The organism is Pseudomonas sp. 65/3-MNA-CIBAN-0223, assembly GCF_040310425.1.
Lineage (GTDB): Bacteria > Pseudomonadota > Gammaproteobacteria > Pseudomonadales > Pseudomonadaceae > Aquipseudomonas > Aquipseudomonas gregormendelii.
Genome location: NZ_JBEOPV010000007.1, coordinates 58,812 through 71,439, shown reverse-complemented (window position 1 = coordinate 71,439; position 12,628 = coordinate 58,812). Strand labels below are relative to the sequence as shown.

Genomic DNA, 12,628 nt, shown 5'->3' with positions numbered 1-12,628 from the left:
AAGGACTGGAAACAACCGGTCTTTATTCGGAGGGCACGTATTCTACAACTTCCAGATCGAAACCGGATATCGCATTAAATTTCATTGGCGCACTCATCAGGCGCATTTTGCGCACGCCAAGGTCCCGAAGGATCTGCGAACCGGCACCGACGATGCTGTAGGTGGTCGGCTTTTTCACAGGCGTCTGGTCCGCCGTTTCACGGATGTGCGCCAGCAAAACGTCGCCATCGAGCGGGTGACCGAGCAGCAGCACCACGCCGCTGCCGGCCTCGGCAACCGCCGCCATCGCAGCGCGCAGGCTCCAGCGGCCCGGTTGCTTGACCATCAGCAGGTCACGCAGCGGGTCCATGTTATGCACGCGAACCAGCGTCGGCTCGTCGGCGCACACGGTGCCCAGGGTCAGCGCCATGTGCACGTCGCCTTCCACGGAATCACGATAGGTCACCAGGTTGAATTGGCCCAGTTCGCTGTCCAGCGGCTGCTCGGCAATCCGCTGAACGGTACGTTCGTGGATCATCCGGTAGTGGATCAGGTCGGCAATGGTACCGATCTTGATGTTGTGTTCGGCAGCGAAGGCTTCCAGCTCGGCGCGACGGGACATGGTGCCGTCATCGTTCATGACTTCGCAGATCACCCCGCTCGGCTCGAAACCGGCCATGCGCGCCAAGTCGCACGCCGCCTCGGTGTGGCCGGCACGGGCCAGGGTGCCGCCGGCCTGGGCCATCAGCGGGAAGATGTGGCCGGGGCTGACAATGTCTTCCGCCCTGGCGTCTTTTGCTGCAGCCGCCTGCACGGTGCGGGCACGGTCTGCGGCAGAGATGCCGGTGGTGACGCCGGTGGCCGCTTCGATGGACACGGTGAACTTGGTGCCAAAACCGGAACCGTTGCGCGGGGCCATCAACGGCAGCTTCAACAATTCGCAGCGTTCGCGGCTCATCGGCATGCAGATGAGGCCCCGGGCGTGCTTGGCCATGAAGTTGATGTGTTCTGGCTGGCAGCACTCGGCGGCCATGATCAGGTCGCCTTCGTTCTCGCGGTCTTCGTCATCCATGAGGATGACCATCTTGCCTTGGCGGATGTCTTCAACCAGTTCTTCGATGCTATTGAGCGCCACAAGGCACCCCCCTTCTTTCGAAATTAGAGCTCAGGATTTGAGGTAGCCGTTTTGGGCCAGGAAGCTTTCAGTAATGGTGCTGCCGGCGGCTGGCTCTGCGGCCTTGTCGCCCAGCAGCAAGCGCTCCAGGTAACGGGCCAGCAAGTCCACCTCCAGGTTCACCCGGCGACCTGGCTGATACGACGCCATGATGGTTTCGCTCAGGGTGTGGGGAATGATCGTCAGCATGAACTCGGCGCCATCGACCGCGTTCACGGTCAGGCTGGTGCCGTCGACGGTGATCGAGCCTTTGTGGGCGATGTACTTGGCCAGCTCCTTCGGGGCGCGGATGCGAAACTCCACGGCACGGGCGTTTTCGGTGCGTGCAACCACTTCGCCGACGCCGTCGACGTGACCGCTGACCAGATGACCGCCAAGGCGGGTGGTCGGGGTCAGGGCTTTTTCCAGATTGACCGGGCTGCCGCTTTTGAGGTCGTTCATGGCGGTGCAGTCGAGGGTTTCGCGACTGACGTCGGCGGCAAAACCATTGCCTGGCAGCTCAACTGCGGTCAGGCACACGCCATTGACCGCGATGCTGTCACCCAGCTTGACGTCGCTCAAATCGAGCTTGCCGGTTTCTACGTGAACCCGCACATCTCCGCCTTTTGGGGTCAATGCACGAATACTGCCGATGGATTCGATGATGCCGGTAAACATGGAGTCCTCCTCGAGAACGGGCCAGCGTTGTGGCGATGGCCGGGAATTATACGCTCGCTGCTGGCACAGGAATGGCAGTGACCCGCCAGTCATCGCCAACCGCACGAACATCGGTGATTTTGAGTGCTGGCGCGTCTTTCATCTGCGCCAGTGGCCAATCCAGCAGGGGGCGTGCCGAGGAACCAAGGAACTTGCCAGCGATGAAAATCTGGAACTCGTCCACCAGCCCCTGTTGCGCGAAAGCTCCGGCCAGACGCGGCCCCGCTTCCACCAGCACTTCGTTGACCCCACGGGCAGCCAGTTCGACCAGCAGCTTGCGCAGGTCGACCAAGCCATCCTCGCCCGCAACGATCAAGCACTCCGGGCCATTGGCATATTGCTCTTCGATCGCCATGCACGTAGCGACCAGCGCCGGGCCGGCCTTGAAGAACGGCGCGTCCAGCGGCACTCGCAGACGCCCGTCGATCAACACGCGCAACGGCGGCCGGCTCATGGCCAGCGCGGTTTGCTCGGCATCCAGGCCCAGCTCATCGGCGCGCACGGTCAAGCGGGCATTATCGGCCAGCACCGTGTCGGCGCCAGTCAGCACCACGCTGGCCTGGGCACGCAGGCGTTGTACCGCCGAACGCGCTGCCGGGCCGGTAATCCATTGGCTTTCGCCGCTTTCCATCGCCGTGCGACCGTCGAGGCTCATCGCCAGCTTGACCCGCACGAACGGCAAGCCGTGTTCCATGCGTTTGAGAAAGCCTTCGTTGAGCTTGCGCGCCTCGCCTTCGAGCACGCCGCTTTCAGTGGCAATACCGGCTTGAGACAGACGCTGCATGCCGCGACCGGCAACCGCCGGGTTCGGGTCCTGCATGGCCGCAACAACCCTGGTCAGGCCCGCATGCACCAGCGCATCGGCGCAGGGCGGCGTACGGCCGTGGTGGCTGCACGGTTCGAGCGTGACGTAGGCGGTGGCGCCTCGGGCCTTGTCGCCAGCGGCGCGCAAGGCGTGGACTTCGGCGTGAGGCTCGCCGGTGCGCTCGTGCCAGCCTTCGCCGACGATTTGCCCGTCGCGCACGATCACACAGCCGACCCGCGGGTTGGGGTGGGTGGTGTAGTGACCTTTGCGCGCCAGTTCCAGGGCGCGGGCCATGTAGTGGGCGTCGAGGACGGCTTGCTCTGCGGATGTGCTCATTCTTTCACCGGCTCACGGGCCAGGCGATCGATCTCTTCGCGGAACTCATTGAGGTCCTGGAAGCGTCGATACACGGAGGCGAAACGAATGTAGGCGACTTCGTCGAGCTTTTGCAGCTCGGCCATCACCAGTTCACCGACCACGAGAGACTTGACCTCACGTTCGCCGGTGGCTCGCAATTTGTGTTTGATGTGCACCAACGACGATTCGAGGCGTTCGACACTCACCGGACGCTTTTCGAGGGCACGCTGCATGCCGGCGCGGAGTTTTTCTTCGTCGAACGGCTGACGACTGCCGTCGGTTTTGATCAGGCGCGGCAACACCAGTTCAGCCGTCTCGAACGTCGTGAAACGTTCGCCGCAGGCCAGGCATTCACGCCGGCGGCGCACCTGTTCGCCCTCGGCGACCAGACGCGAGTCGATGACCTTGGTGTCGTTGGCACCGCAGAAGGGACAGTGCATGGTGGCAGGCAACAAAAAAAGGGAGGGCCATGGTAGCGCATCCCCGTGGCAAGACAAGCCATAGGGTTTGCGGTATACAGACTGGCTATATCGAACGATCCATGGATTTCACCCTGCTGGAGCCGCAAATGCCACTAAAACCGCTCGTTTTGCTCAGCCTTCTCAGCCTGCTGGTGGCCTGCGGCACTGATGCGCCCAAGCCGCAACCGCCGACCCCGGGCCCCGCACCGCAACAGGCGCAGAAAAAAGCCCGGGAGTCGGCCCAGCTTGGTCCACTGCCCGCTTACCAGCGCGAACTGAGCGGCACGCTGCAAGGCGTACCGGCCGGCGCCGAAGTCGAACTGGCTTTGCTGGTAATCGACGACAAGGACCGCCCGCAGCAGTTGCTCGCCAGTTCCAGCCTGATTGGTACCAATCAGGTCCTGCCGTTCCACCTGCGGTTCAACCCGGAATCCTTTCCGGCGGGCCAGCGGGTTGAACTGCGAGGCCGCGCCAGCCAGTCGGGGCAGCTGATTCTGCATCTGCCGTCGCAGGTCATTACCCAACCGACGACCCAGGCCATGGGTCAGCTGCAATTTATCAAAGCACCATGATTGCACCGCTCGACCTGCAGCAGTCGCTGGGGCAATTGCTGGGTGATGCGCAGCTGGTGCCTGTGGCGTTGCCCGGAACACAGCTAAAGCTCTGGCTGATCGACGGCGACAACATGGACCGCGCCTTCAGCCCGGAGGAAACCCGGCGGATCCTGCATGAGCCGCCGTACTGGAGTTTCTGCTGGGCCAGTGGCCTGGCGGTGGCGCGCTACCTCGCCGAACACCCGCAGTGGGTCGCCGGCAAACGGGTGCTGGACTTCGGTGCCGGTTCCGGGGTGGCGGGCATTGCTGCGGTCAAGGCCGGGGCCCTGGAAGTGGTGGCCTGCGATCTCGACCCGCTGGCGATCGCAGCGTGCCGGGCGAATGCCGAGCTCAATGATGTGCACCTTGCCTATTCGACAGATTTCTTCGCCGAAGCAGACCGGTTCGACCTGATCCTGGTGGCCGACGTCCTGTACGACCGGGCGAACCTGCCATTACTCGATGAATTCCTGAGTCGTGGGCGCGAGGCGCTGGTGGCGGATTCGCGGGTGAGGGATTTTCGCCATCCGTTGTATCGGCGCATCGAGATGCTGGAAGCGATGACCTTGCCGGATCTGGCCGAACCGGAAGAGTTTCGGCATGTGAGTCTCTACCACGCGCGGCGCCCTGTCTGACGCCATCGCCAGCAGGCTGGCTCCCACAGTTGACCGCATTCCATGGTGGGAGCCAGCCTGCTGGCGAAGCGTCAGATCAGGCGATACAACTCTCCCGGTCACACCCCGCTTCCGGCCACCCCCCGCCAAGCCTTATAGTGGCCCCATTCACGCTTTTACGAGATCCCCCATGAGTCAGGAAACGCCGTACATCTTCGACGCCACCACCGCCGATTTCGACCAGTCGGTGATCGAGAACTCATTCCACAAACCCGTCCTGGTGGATTTCTGGGCCGAATGGTGCGCGCCGTGCAAAGTGCTGATGCCGATGCTGCAGACCATCGCCGAGAGCTATCAGGGCGAGCTGTTGCTGGCCAAGGTCAACTGCGATCTGGAGCAGGACATCGTCGCCCGCTTTGGCATTCGCAGCCTGCCGACCGTGGTGCTGTTCAAGGACGGCCAGCCGGTGGACGGCTTTGCCGGCGCGCAGCCGGAGTCAGCCGTACGCACCATGCTCGAGCCGCATGTGCAGATGCCACCGCCGGCCGCCGCCGATCCGTTCGAACAGGCTCAGGCGTTGTTCGACGACAGCCGCTTCGCCGATGCCGAAGGCGTGCTCAAGGAGCTGCTGGGTGAGGACAATACCAACGCCAAGGCGCTGATTCTCTACGCCCGCTGCCTGACTGAACGTGGCGAGCTGGCTGATGCGCAATCGGTACTCGACTCGGTCAAGAGCGACGAACACAAAGCCGCCCTGGCCGGTGCCAAGGCGCAGATCCAGTTCCTCGGCCAGGCCAAGGACCTGCCGGATGCCGCAGACCTGAAGGCGCGCCTGGCGAAGAACCCTCTGGACGACGAGGCCGTCTATCAACTGGCCGTCCAGCAATTGGCCCGTCAGCAATACGATGCGGCGCTGGACGGATTGCTCAAGCTGTTCATCCGCAATCGCAGCTACAACGAAGGCCTGCCGCACAAGACCTTGTTGCAAGTCTTCGAGCTGCTGGGCAACGATCACCCGCTGGTGACCACGTACCGTCGCAAGTTGTTTGCTGCTCTTTATTAAAAGAGCAACAGATCGCAGCCTCGTTTCACTCGACAGCTCCTACGGGGTGCACGTGACTCCTTGCAGGAGCTGTCGAGCGAAGCGAGGCGGCGATCTTCAATCGACCCAGCTGTAAAGCGGCGTATCTGCGCCGCTGACCACCTTCACGTCCGCACAATGGCGCAAGCGCACCAGCAAGCGCTTGCCCGCTGCCGCGCTGCCAGTCAGCCCTTCCAGCTGCTCCAGCAAATCCGGCCCGCTCAACTGCCCGGCCTGGCGCAACAGATCCTTGGCGACCTGCCACAGCGCATCGTCCTGGGGGACCGGTTTCGCCGCAGGCGTAGCGCTGGCGTCTACCGGAGCGACCTGCAACTGCGCGCCAAGCCGCGCCCAATCCGCGTCGTCCATCTCCAATGTCAAATCCACCGGCCAGGCGCCGATGCTTCCGCGTATACGCAACATGAGTCTACTCCCGCATTTTTCTTCTGCGCATGCTCCCACGGGACTTGTGCAACGCCAAGCAGGCAGTCAAACTCTGCACACGTTATAAGATCACATAACATTTCGTTACCTTCCGCCCGGAGAGTCCCATGCGTCGACTGTTGCTCGCTTTGCCATTCGCCCTGTTGCCGCTGGCCGATGCTTACGCCGCTCAAGCCCATGAACATGATCACGACCATGAACATAACGAAGAGCATGGCAGCCTGGAGGCCCATGAGCATGGCGTCGGCCGCTTGAACGCGGCCCTGGACGGTCAGACGCTGGAGTTGGAACTGCAAAGCCCGGCAATGAACCTGGTGGGTTTCGAACACCAGGCCACCACCGACGCCGACAAAGCCAGGGTCGCCGCTGCCCGGGCCGCGCTGGAAAAGCCCCTGGCCCTGTTCAGCCTGCCAGCCGCTGCCGGCTGCGTGGCAACCAGTCAAGCGCTGGAAAGCCCGCTGTTCGGTGACAAACCGGACGCCGATGATGATCACAAAGCGACGTCCAAGGGCGAGCATCACCACGATCACAGCGAAATTCACGCCCATTACCACTTCACCTGTTCGACACCGGCAGCACTGAAGTCCCTGGACCTGGCGAATATCTTCAATACCTTCCCGGCCACCCAGAAAATTCAGGTACAACTGATCGGCCCGAGCGGCCAGCAGGGCGTTGAAGTGACGGCCAAGGCCGCTGCCCTGAAATTCTGAATCCACCCTGAATCCGTAGGAGCTGACGAGTGCAACGAGGCTGCGATCTTTTGATCTTGCTTTGAAAAATCAAAAGATCGCAGCCTCGTTGCACTCGGCAGCTCCTACGGGGGCATTCACGCTTACGAAACCGGTGTTATGACTCAACCTCTCATCGAACTGTCCAACCTGGGCTTCAGCTGGCCCGGTCATCCGCCCTTGCTCGACATCCCGGCGTTTCGCCTGGAAGCCGGCGAGAGCTTGTTTCTCAAGGGGCCCAGTGGCAGCGGCAAGACCACTCTGCTGGGGCTGCTCGGTGGCGTGCAGAAGCCCGATCGCGGCAGCATCCGCCTGCTCGGCCAGGAGCTGACCGAGCTGTCCGCCGGTGCGCGCGACACGTTTCGCGTCGATCACACCGGCTACATTTTCCAGCAGTTCAACCTGCTGCCATTCCTCTCGGTGCGCGAGAACGTCGAGTTGCCCTGCCATTTCTCCAGGTTGCGCGCCGAACGGGCAATCCAGCGTCACGGCAGCGTCGACCAGGCTGCCGTCACCCTGCTTGCCCACTTGGGCCTGAAAGATCAGAACCTGTTGAGCCGACGCGCCGACTCCCTTTCCATCGGTCAGCAACAGCGAGTTGCCGCCGCCCGTGCGCTGATCGGCCAGCCTGAACTGGTGATCGCCGACGAGCCGACTTCGGCGCTGGACTACGACGCCCGGGAAAACTTCATCCGCCTGCTGTTTGCCGAATGCCGCGAAGCCGGATCGAGCCTGTTGTTCGTCAGCCATGACCAGAGCCTGGCGCCGCTGTTCGACCGCCATCTGTCCCTGGCCGAACTCAACCGCGCCGCCACGTCCGAAGAGGTTTGAGATGTATCTGTTTCGTCTAGCCATGGCCAGCCTGGCTAATCGTCGCTTTACTGCGATCCTGACTGCATTCGCCATCGCCTTGTCGGTCTGCCTGCTGCTGGCCGTGGAACGGGTTCGTACCGAAGCCAAGGCGAGTTTCGCCAGCACCATCAGTGGCACCGACCTCATCGTCGGCGCACGCTCCGGTTCGGTGAATCTGCTGCTGTACTCGGTGTTTCGCATCGGCAATGCCACCAACAACATCCGCTGGGACAGCTTCGAGCACTTCGCCAACAACCCGAAAGTGAAGTGGGCCATCCCGATGTCCCTCGGCGACTCCCATCGCGGTTACCGGGTGATGGGCACCACCGAGGCGTACTTCGAGCACTATCAATACGGCCGCCAGCAGCACCTGAAACTGGCCGACGGTCGCGCATTCGCCACCGATCCGTTCGAAGTGGTACTCGGCGCCGAGGTGGCCGATGCGCTGCACTACAAACTCGGCGACAAACTGGTCCTGGCCCACGGCGTCGCGGTGATCAGCCTGGTCAAGCACGACGACAAACCATTCACTGTGGTCGGCGTCCTCAAACGCACGGGTACGCCCGTGGACCGCACGCTGCACATCAGCCTGGGTGGTATGGAAGCGATTCACGTCGACTGGCACAACGGCGTGCCGGCCCGGGGTAATGGGCGCATCAGTGCCGATCAGGCGCGCAACATGGACCTGACGCCGCAGGCGATCACCGCCTTCATGCTGGGCCTGAACAGCAAGATTTCCACCTTCGCCCTGCAGCGTGAGATCAATGAATTTCGCGGTGAGCCGATGCTTGCCATCCTGCCCGGCGTCGCCCTGCAGGAATTGTGGAGCCTGATGAGCACAGCGGAAAAAGCCTTGTTCATGGTGTCGCTGTTCGTGGTACTGACCGGGTTGATCGGCATGCTCACGGCGATTCTCACCAGCCTCAACGAACGCCGGCGGGAGATGGCGATTCTGCGTTCGGTCGGCGCTCGCCCGTGGCATATCGCCTCGCTGCTGGTGCTGGAGGCGTTTGCCCTGGCGTTGTCCGGGGTGATTGCCGGCGTGGCCCTGTTGTACGTGTGTATCGCAGGCGCCCAGGGTTACGTGCAGGCCAACTACGGGTTGTATTTACCGTTGGCGTGGCCAAGTGAATATGAATGGACGCTGCTCGGTGGCATCCTGTGCGCTGCATTACTGATGGGCAGCGTGCCGGCCTGGCGTGCGTATCGCCAATCCCTTGCCGATGGCCTGTCGATCCGTTTATGAGGAAGTCGAAGATGCCCCGCGTCCTGCTCGCGCTGTTGATGCTGTTCGCCCTGCCGCTGTGGGCAGCCCAGCCCAAGGACCTGACCTGGTCGGAGATGATCCCCCCGGACGCAGCACCGGAAGTGCCGGACATGACGCCGCTGCATGACCTGTCGCAGATGAGCAGTGCGCTGTCGGCCGAATCGGCACCAGCGGCGAAGCAGGACATGCCCAATGCCCCCGTGGTGCAGGGACTCGACGGCCAGAACATTCGCCTGCCGGGGTACATCGTGCCACTGGAAGTGAGTGAGGAAGGGCGCACCACGGAGTTTCTGCTGGTGCCGTATTTCGGCGCCTGCATCCACGTACCGCCACCGCCGTCGAACCAGATCGTGCATGTGAAAAGCGAGTTGGGCGTGAAGCTGGACGAGCTGTATCAGCCTTACTGGATCGAGGGTGCGATGCAGGTGAAGGCGTCGACCAGCGAACTGGCGGATGCGGGGTATCAGATGGAGGCGGACAAGATTTATGCGTATGAGCTGCCGGAGTAAACCCCGGTAATTTTAGGCTGTTTGTAAGGGCCCCATCGCTGGCAAGCCAGCTCCCACAGGTTTCGTCGGTGACACAAAAAGTGTGAACGACTCGATCACTGTGGGAGCTGGCTTGCCAGCGATGGGGCCCTCAAAGGTTCCACGAAAAACCACCCCTTCACTGTTTCATTGAGCTGAATCAAAAGACCTGATTGTTAGCCGCCTTACCATTGGACATCGAAAATTATTAACGTCCTTTGGAGCCCTCATGCACAAGTCCGCGCTCTGCGCTTCGCTGTTTGCCCTCGCGCTCGCAGCCCCGCTCGCCCATGCCCACGAGGCTGGCGATATCATCGTTCGCGCTGGCGCTATCACCGTCAACCCGACAGCCGACAGCTCCAGCGTCAAGGTCGATCAGGGCCCACTGGCCGGAGCCGACCTGGGTGGCAAGGCGACCATGAGCAGCGACACGCAGCTGGGTTTGAACTTCGCGTACATGATCGACAGCCACTGGGGTATCGAATTGCTCGCCGCCTCCCCGTTCGAGCACGACGTGAAGATCAAAGGCACCGCCCTGGGCGCGGCCAACGGCAAACTCGGTTCGCTCAAACACCTGCCGCCGACGCTGAGCGTGGTGTACTACCCGCTGGATCACAAGTCGCTATTCCAGCCGTATGTGGGTGCCGGCATCAACTACACCTGGATCTACGACGAACACGTGGGCAGTGAAGCCAGCGCCAACGGTTTCAGCAACTTCAAGGCGGAAAACTCCTGGGGCATGGCGTTCCAGGTGGGTGCCGACTACATGATCACCGACAACATCATGCTCAACGCGCAGGTGCGCTACATCGACATCGACACCACCGCCACCGTGGAAAACAACGCAGTGGCACCGGGCACCCGGGCCAAGGTCGACGTGGATGTGGATCCGTTCATCTACATGGTTGGCCTGGGTTACAAGTTCTAAACCGCTTGGGTCGGAACGCTTTCGCGAGCAAGGTCAACACCCGTCCAGAAATGATAAAGGCGCCTTCGAGGCGCCTTTATCATTGCGGCAGGACTCAGCGCCCCAACAACCGCGCCAACCCCACGCTCATCGGCGTCTGCTCCGGGTAGGTAAACCGCTCCAGCAGCCGTCGATTGTTCGCCCGTGAATGACGAATATCTCCGGAGCGCGCCGGTGCGTAGCTCACCGGCGGCAACTGACCCACCACCACTTCCAGCGCCTGCAGCATCTGCTTGAGCGTAGTCGCCTGGTTCCAGCCAACATTAATCGCGCCCACCTCGACCTGCGGCTTCTCGATGGCCTGCACCAACAGGTCGACGAGGTCTTCAACGTAAACAAAATCCCGAGTCTGCTCGCCATCGCCAAACACGGTGATCGGCAAGCCTTTCTGCGCCCGCTCGCTGAAGATGCTGATCACCCCGGAGTACGGCGAGGACGGATCCTGGCGCGGGCCGTAGATGTTGAAGAAACGGAAGACCACCGGTTCCAGGCCATGCTGTCGCCGGTAGAAGTCAAAATAGTGCTCGCTGGCCAGTTTGTCCGAGGCATAGGGCGTCAACGGCGATTTGGGCGTTTCTTCGTCGATCGACTCGCCTTCACCGTTGTTGCCGTAGACCGCCGCGCTGGAGGCAAACAACACGCGTTTGACTCCGGCCTGGCGCATGGCTTCGCACACATTCAACGAAGCTACGAAATTGCTCTGGTGGGTTCTGACCGGATCATCCACCGAGGCCTGGACCGAAGCGACCGCCGCCAGGTGTGCCACGGCGCTGCAGCCGACCATCGTGCGCGCCACCAGCGCTGCATCGGCGACATCACCGAGAATCAGCTCAACCTTGGGATTGTCCAGCGGCAGGTTGCTGCGCTTGCCGGTGGACAGGTCGTCGAGAATGCGCACCGAATGGCCCTTGGCGAGCAAGGCATCGGTCAGGTGCGAGCCGATGAAACCGGCACCGCCGGTGATGAGAATTGGGCCGTCAGCCATGGCGATAGAACCTGTCCAGTAGGCTCGGGAGTGCCGCGCGCCAGGCACGCGGCTTGATCCCGAACGTGTGCAGAATTTTCTTGCAGGCCAGCACTGCATGCTGCGGCTCGTCGGCAGCGTCAGGGCGCGCGGCGTGAGCCTGGGCGGTCGGTGCTTCGATGGCCAGCGGGTGCAGGTTGCGCGCTTCGGTCAGGATAGCCTGCCCCAGTGCCAGCGGCGTAGTGGCCTCATGCCCTGCGTAATGGTAGGTGCCCCACAGCGGCGCTGCACAATCAAGTTGCTTGAGCACCGAAATAATCACCCGGGCGGCATCGTCGACCGGCGTCGGATTGCCGCGGCGATCATCGGCCATCAGCAGTTCTTCAGGCTGCTCGGCACGAGCCAGGAAGCGCCCCAGGGCGCCATCGGCGCTGTCATCGAGCAGCCAGCCGAAGCGCAGCAGCACATGCTGCGGGCAAGTGGCCCGCACGCTTTGCTCGATGCGCCACAGGGCCTGACCACGCAGGCCCAACGGCACCGGCTCGTCTTTTTCGCTGTAGGCCGTGGCGCGGGAACCGTCGAACACCCGATAGCTCGACGGTTGCAGCAGGACGATATTGTGGTGCTGGCACAATTCGGCCAGGCGCTCGACTGCGCGCTCCTGCCCGGCCAGACGCTGCTCGCTGACCGCCTCGGCCTGGAACCAGTCGAAGTAGTACGCAAGGTTGATCAGCGCGTCCGGGCGGGTGTCGTCGAGCAATTGCGTCAGGCTCGCGGCATCCCAGCCGTCTTGCGGCGGGCGGGGGGCGAGGAAGCCGATGTCTTCCTCCGCACCGAGGCGAATCAGCGCCTGCCCAAGGGCATTTCCGCCGCCCAGTAACATAAGGCGCATTCGCATAGAGTCAGCAGGCCCAGTCTGATTGGAACGATGGCTGTTAGACAGCACCCAGGGTGATGCCATTGATAATTGCCGGAATCGTTGCATTTTGCGGGTTTAGTACGCAACCGTCACCCGTAAAGTGTATTTGCGTGGATTGTGCTGTTGCCGATGGCCCCTTCGCGGGCAAGCCCGCTCCCACAGGGCTCATCGGAGGTTACACATTTTGCGAACAAGCGTTA

At 62.3% G+C, this 12,628-nt stretch carries 15 protein-coding genes; 8 read left to right on the top strand and 7 right to left on the bottom strand.

Translation table 11 applies throughout. The annotated features are described in order from the left end of the window. Positions 1 to 22 precede the first annotated feature (22 nt). From ribBA to nrdR, 4 genes are read right to left on the bottom strand one after another with little or no spacing between them, the layout of a single operon-like run. Positions 23 to 1,114: a bifunctional 3,4-dihydroxy-2-butanone-4-phosphate synthase/GTP cyclohydrolase II gene (gene ribBA / locus AAEZ09_RS09920; protein ID WP_045057496.1), complete on the bottom strand. Its 1,092-nt coding sequence runs from the start codon at positions 1,112 to 1,114 to the stop codon at positions 23 to 25. A 30-nt stretch (positions 1,115 to 1,144) separates the two neighbouring features. Then, positions 1,145 to 1,810 carry a riboflavin synthase gene (locus AAEZ09_RS09915; RefSeq protein ID WP_045057495.1) on the bottom strand — a complete coding sequence of 222 codons (666 nt, stop codon included), beginning with the start codon at positions 1,808 to 1,810 and terminating at the stop codon, positions 1,145 to 1,147. Between the two features lie 46 nt (positions 1,811 to 1,856). Continuing rightward, on the bottom strand, positions 1,857 to 2,990 hold the full coding sequence (gene ribD / locus AAEZ09_RS09910) for a bifunctional diaminohydroxyphosphoribosylaminopyrimidine deaminase/5-amino-6-(5-phosphoribosylamino)uracil reductase RibD (RefSeq protein ID WP_350599318.1): 1,134 nt from the start codon (positions 2,988 to 2,990) through the stop codon (positions 1,857 to 1,859). After that, positions 2,987 to 3,451 (bottom strand): transcriptional regulator NrdR, encoded by a 465-nt coding sequence (nrdR, locus tag AAEZ09_RS09905; protein ID WP_003228656.1) that lies wholly within the window; start codon positions 3,449 to 3,451, stop codon positions 2,987 to 2,989. The genes ribD and nrdR overlap by 4 nt, the downstream gene beginning before the upstream one ends. Before the next feature lie 128 nt (positions 3,452 to 3,579). Between nrdR and AAEZ09_RS09900 the strand changes: the two genes are divergently transcribed. From AAEZ09_RS09900 to trxA, 3 genes are all read left to right on the top strand, one after another. Beyond that, complete coding sequence (locus tag AAEZ09_RS09900; RefSeq protein ID WP_045057533.1) at positions 3,580 to 4,044, top strand: YbaY family lipoprotein; 465 nt, start codon at positions 3,580 to 3,582, stop codon at positions 4,042 to 4,044. After that, positions 4,041 to 4,700, top strand: a complete 660-nt coding sequence (locus tag AAEZ09_RS09895; RefSeq protein ID WP_350599314.1) for a class I SAM-dependent methyltransferase — start codon at positions 4,041 to 4,043, stop codon at positions 4,698 to 4,700. The genes AAEZ09_RS09900 and AAEZ09_RS09895 overlap by 4 nt, the downstream gene beginning before the upstream one ends. A 169-nt stretch (positions 4,701 to 4,869) precedes the next feature. Next, entirely contained in the window at positions 4,870 to 5,742 is an 873-nt protein-coding gene (gene trxA / locus AAEZ09_RS09890; protein WP_350599313.1) for a thioredoxin, read from the top strand. Between the two features lie 96 nt (positions 5,743 to 5,838). Here trxA and AAEZ09_RS09885 read toward each other — a convergent pair whose 3' ends face one another. Next, positions 5,839 to 6,183: a hypothetical protein gene (locus AAEZ09_RS09885; RefSeq protein WP_350599311.1), complete on the bottom strand. Its 345-nt coding sequence runs from the start codon at positions 6,181 to 6,183 to the stop codon at positions 5,839 to 5,841. Between the two features lie 128 nt (positions 6,184 to 6,311). Here AAEZ09_RS09885 and AAEZ09_RS09880 point away from each other — a divergent pair, with 128 nt between their 5' ends. The 5 genes from AAEZ09_RS09880 to AAEZ09_RS09860 all read left to right on the top strand — a co-directional run bounded on the left by AAEZ09_RS09880 (position 6,312) and on the right by AAEZ09_RS09860 (position 10,506). Then, complete coding sequence (locus AAEZ09_RS09880) at positions 6,312 to 6,914, top strand: DUF2796 domain-containing protein (protein ID WP_350599308.1); 603 nt, start codon at positions 6,312 to 6,314, stop codon at positions 6,912 to 6,914. A gap of 138 nt (positions 6,915 to 7,052) precedes the next feature. After that, positions 7,053 to 7,763 carry an ABC transporter ATP-binding protein gene (locus AAEZ09_RS09875; RefSeq protein WP_045057489.1) on the top strand — a complete coding sequence of 237 codons (711 nt, stop codon included), beginning with the start codon at positions 7,053 to 7,055 and terminating at the stop codon, positions 7,761 to 7,763. A 1-nt stretch (position 7,764) separates the two neighbouring features. Then, the gene (locus tag AAEZ09_RS09870) at positions 7,765 to 9,030 is read left to right on the top strand and encodes an ABC transporter permease (RefSeq protein ID WP_350599307.1); all 1,266 of its coding nucleotides are present in this window, start codon (positions 7,765 to 7,767) and stop codon (positions 9,028 to 9,030) included. Between the two features lie 11 nt (positions 9,031 to 9,041). Further along, positions 9,042 to 9,560, top strand: a complete 519-nt coding sequence (locus tag AAEZ09_RS09865; protein WP_350599305.1) for a DUF3299 domain-containing protein — start codon at positions 9,042 to 9,044, stop codon at positions 9,558 to 9,560. A gap of 247 nt (positions 9,561 to 9,807) precedes the next feature. Beyond that, positions 9,808 to 10,506, top strand: a complete 699-nt coding sequence (locus AAEZ09_RS09860) for an OmpW/AlkL family protein (RefSeq protein WP_350599302.1) — start codon at positions 9,808 to 9,810, stop codon at positions 10,504 to 10,506. Between the two features lie 94 nt (positions 10,507 to 10,600). Here AAEZ09_RS09860 and pgnE read toward each other — a convergent pair whose 3' ends face one another. Next, positions 10,601 to 11,530, bottom strand: a complete 930-nt coding sequence (pgnE, locus tag AAEZ09_RS09855) for a UDP-N-acetylglucosamine epimerase PgnE (RefSeq protein ID WP_350599300.1) — start codon at positions 11,528 to 11,530, stop codon at positions 10,601 to 10,603. Next, positions 11,523 to 12,407, bottom strand: coding sequence for a sugar nucleotide-binding protein (locus AAEZ09_RS09850; protein ID WP_122838858.1), 885 nt, complete (start codon positions 12,405 to 12,407; stop codon positions 11,523 to 11,525). The genes pgnE and AAEZ09_RS09850 overlap by 8 nt, the downstream gene beginning before the upstream one ends. Positions 12,408 to 12,628: the final 221 nt, after the last annotated feature.

Coding starts and splice junctions, on each gene's coding strand:
- AAEZ09_RS09875 (WP_045057489.1), top strand. CDS start 7,053: ATGACTCAACCTCTCATCGAACTGTCCAACCTGGGCTTCAGCTGGCCC.
- AAEZ09_RS09850 (WP_122838858.1), bottom strand. CDS start 12,407: ATGCGAATGCGCCTTATGTTACTGGGCGGCGGAAATGCCCTTGGGCAG.
- AAEZ09_RS09885 (WP_350599311.1), bottom strand. CDS start 6,183: ATGTTGCGTATACGCGGAAGCATCGGCGCCTGGCCGGTGGATTTGACA.
- AAEZ09_RS09895 (WP_350599314.1), top strand. CDS start 4,041: ATGATTGCACCGCTCGACCTGCAGCAGTCGCTGGGGCAATTGCTGGGT.
- AAEZ09_RS09870 (WP_350599307.1), top strand. CDS start 7,765: ATGTATCTGTTTCGTCTAGCCATGGCCAGCCTGGCTAATCGTCGCTTT.
- pgnE (WP_350599300.1), bottom strand. CDS start 11,530: ATGGCTGACGGCCCAATTCTCATCACCGGCGGTGCCGGTTTCATCGGC.
- AAEZ09_RS09865 (WP_350599305.1), top strand. CDS start 9,042: ATGCCCCGCGTCCTGCTCGCGCTGTTGATGCTGTTCGCCCTGCCGCTG.
- AAEZ09_RS09860 (WP_350599302.1), top strand. CDS start 9,808: ATGCACAAGTCCGCGCTCTGCGCTTCGCTGTTTGCCCTCGCGCTCGCA.
- AAEZ09_RS09900 (WP_045057533.1), top strand. CDS start 3,580: ATGCCACTAAAACCGCTCGTTTTGCTCAGCCTTCTCAGCCTGCTGGTG.
- AAEZ09_RS09880 (WP_350599308.1), top strand. CDS start 6,312: ATGCGTCGACTGTTGCTCGCTTTGCCATTCGCCCTGTTGCCGCTGGCC.
- trxA (WP_350599313.1), top strand. CDS start 4,870: ATGAGTCAGGAAACGCCGTACATCTTCGACGCCACCACCGCCGATTTC.
- AAEZ09_RS09915 (WP_045057495.1), bottom strand. CDS start 1,810: ATGTTTACCGGCATCATCGAATCCATCGGCAGTATTCGTGCATTGACC.
- ribD (WP_350599318.1), bottom strand. CDS start 2,990: ATGAGCACATCCGCAGAGCAAGCCGTCCTCGACGCCCACTACATGGCC.
- nrdR (WP_003228656.1), bottom strand. CDS start 3,451: ATGCACTGTCCCTTCTGCGGTGCCAACGACACCAAGGTCATCGACTCG.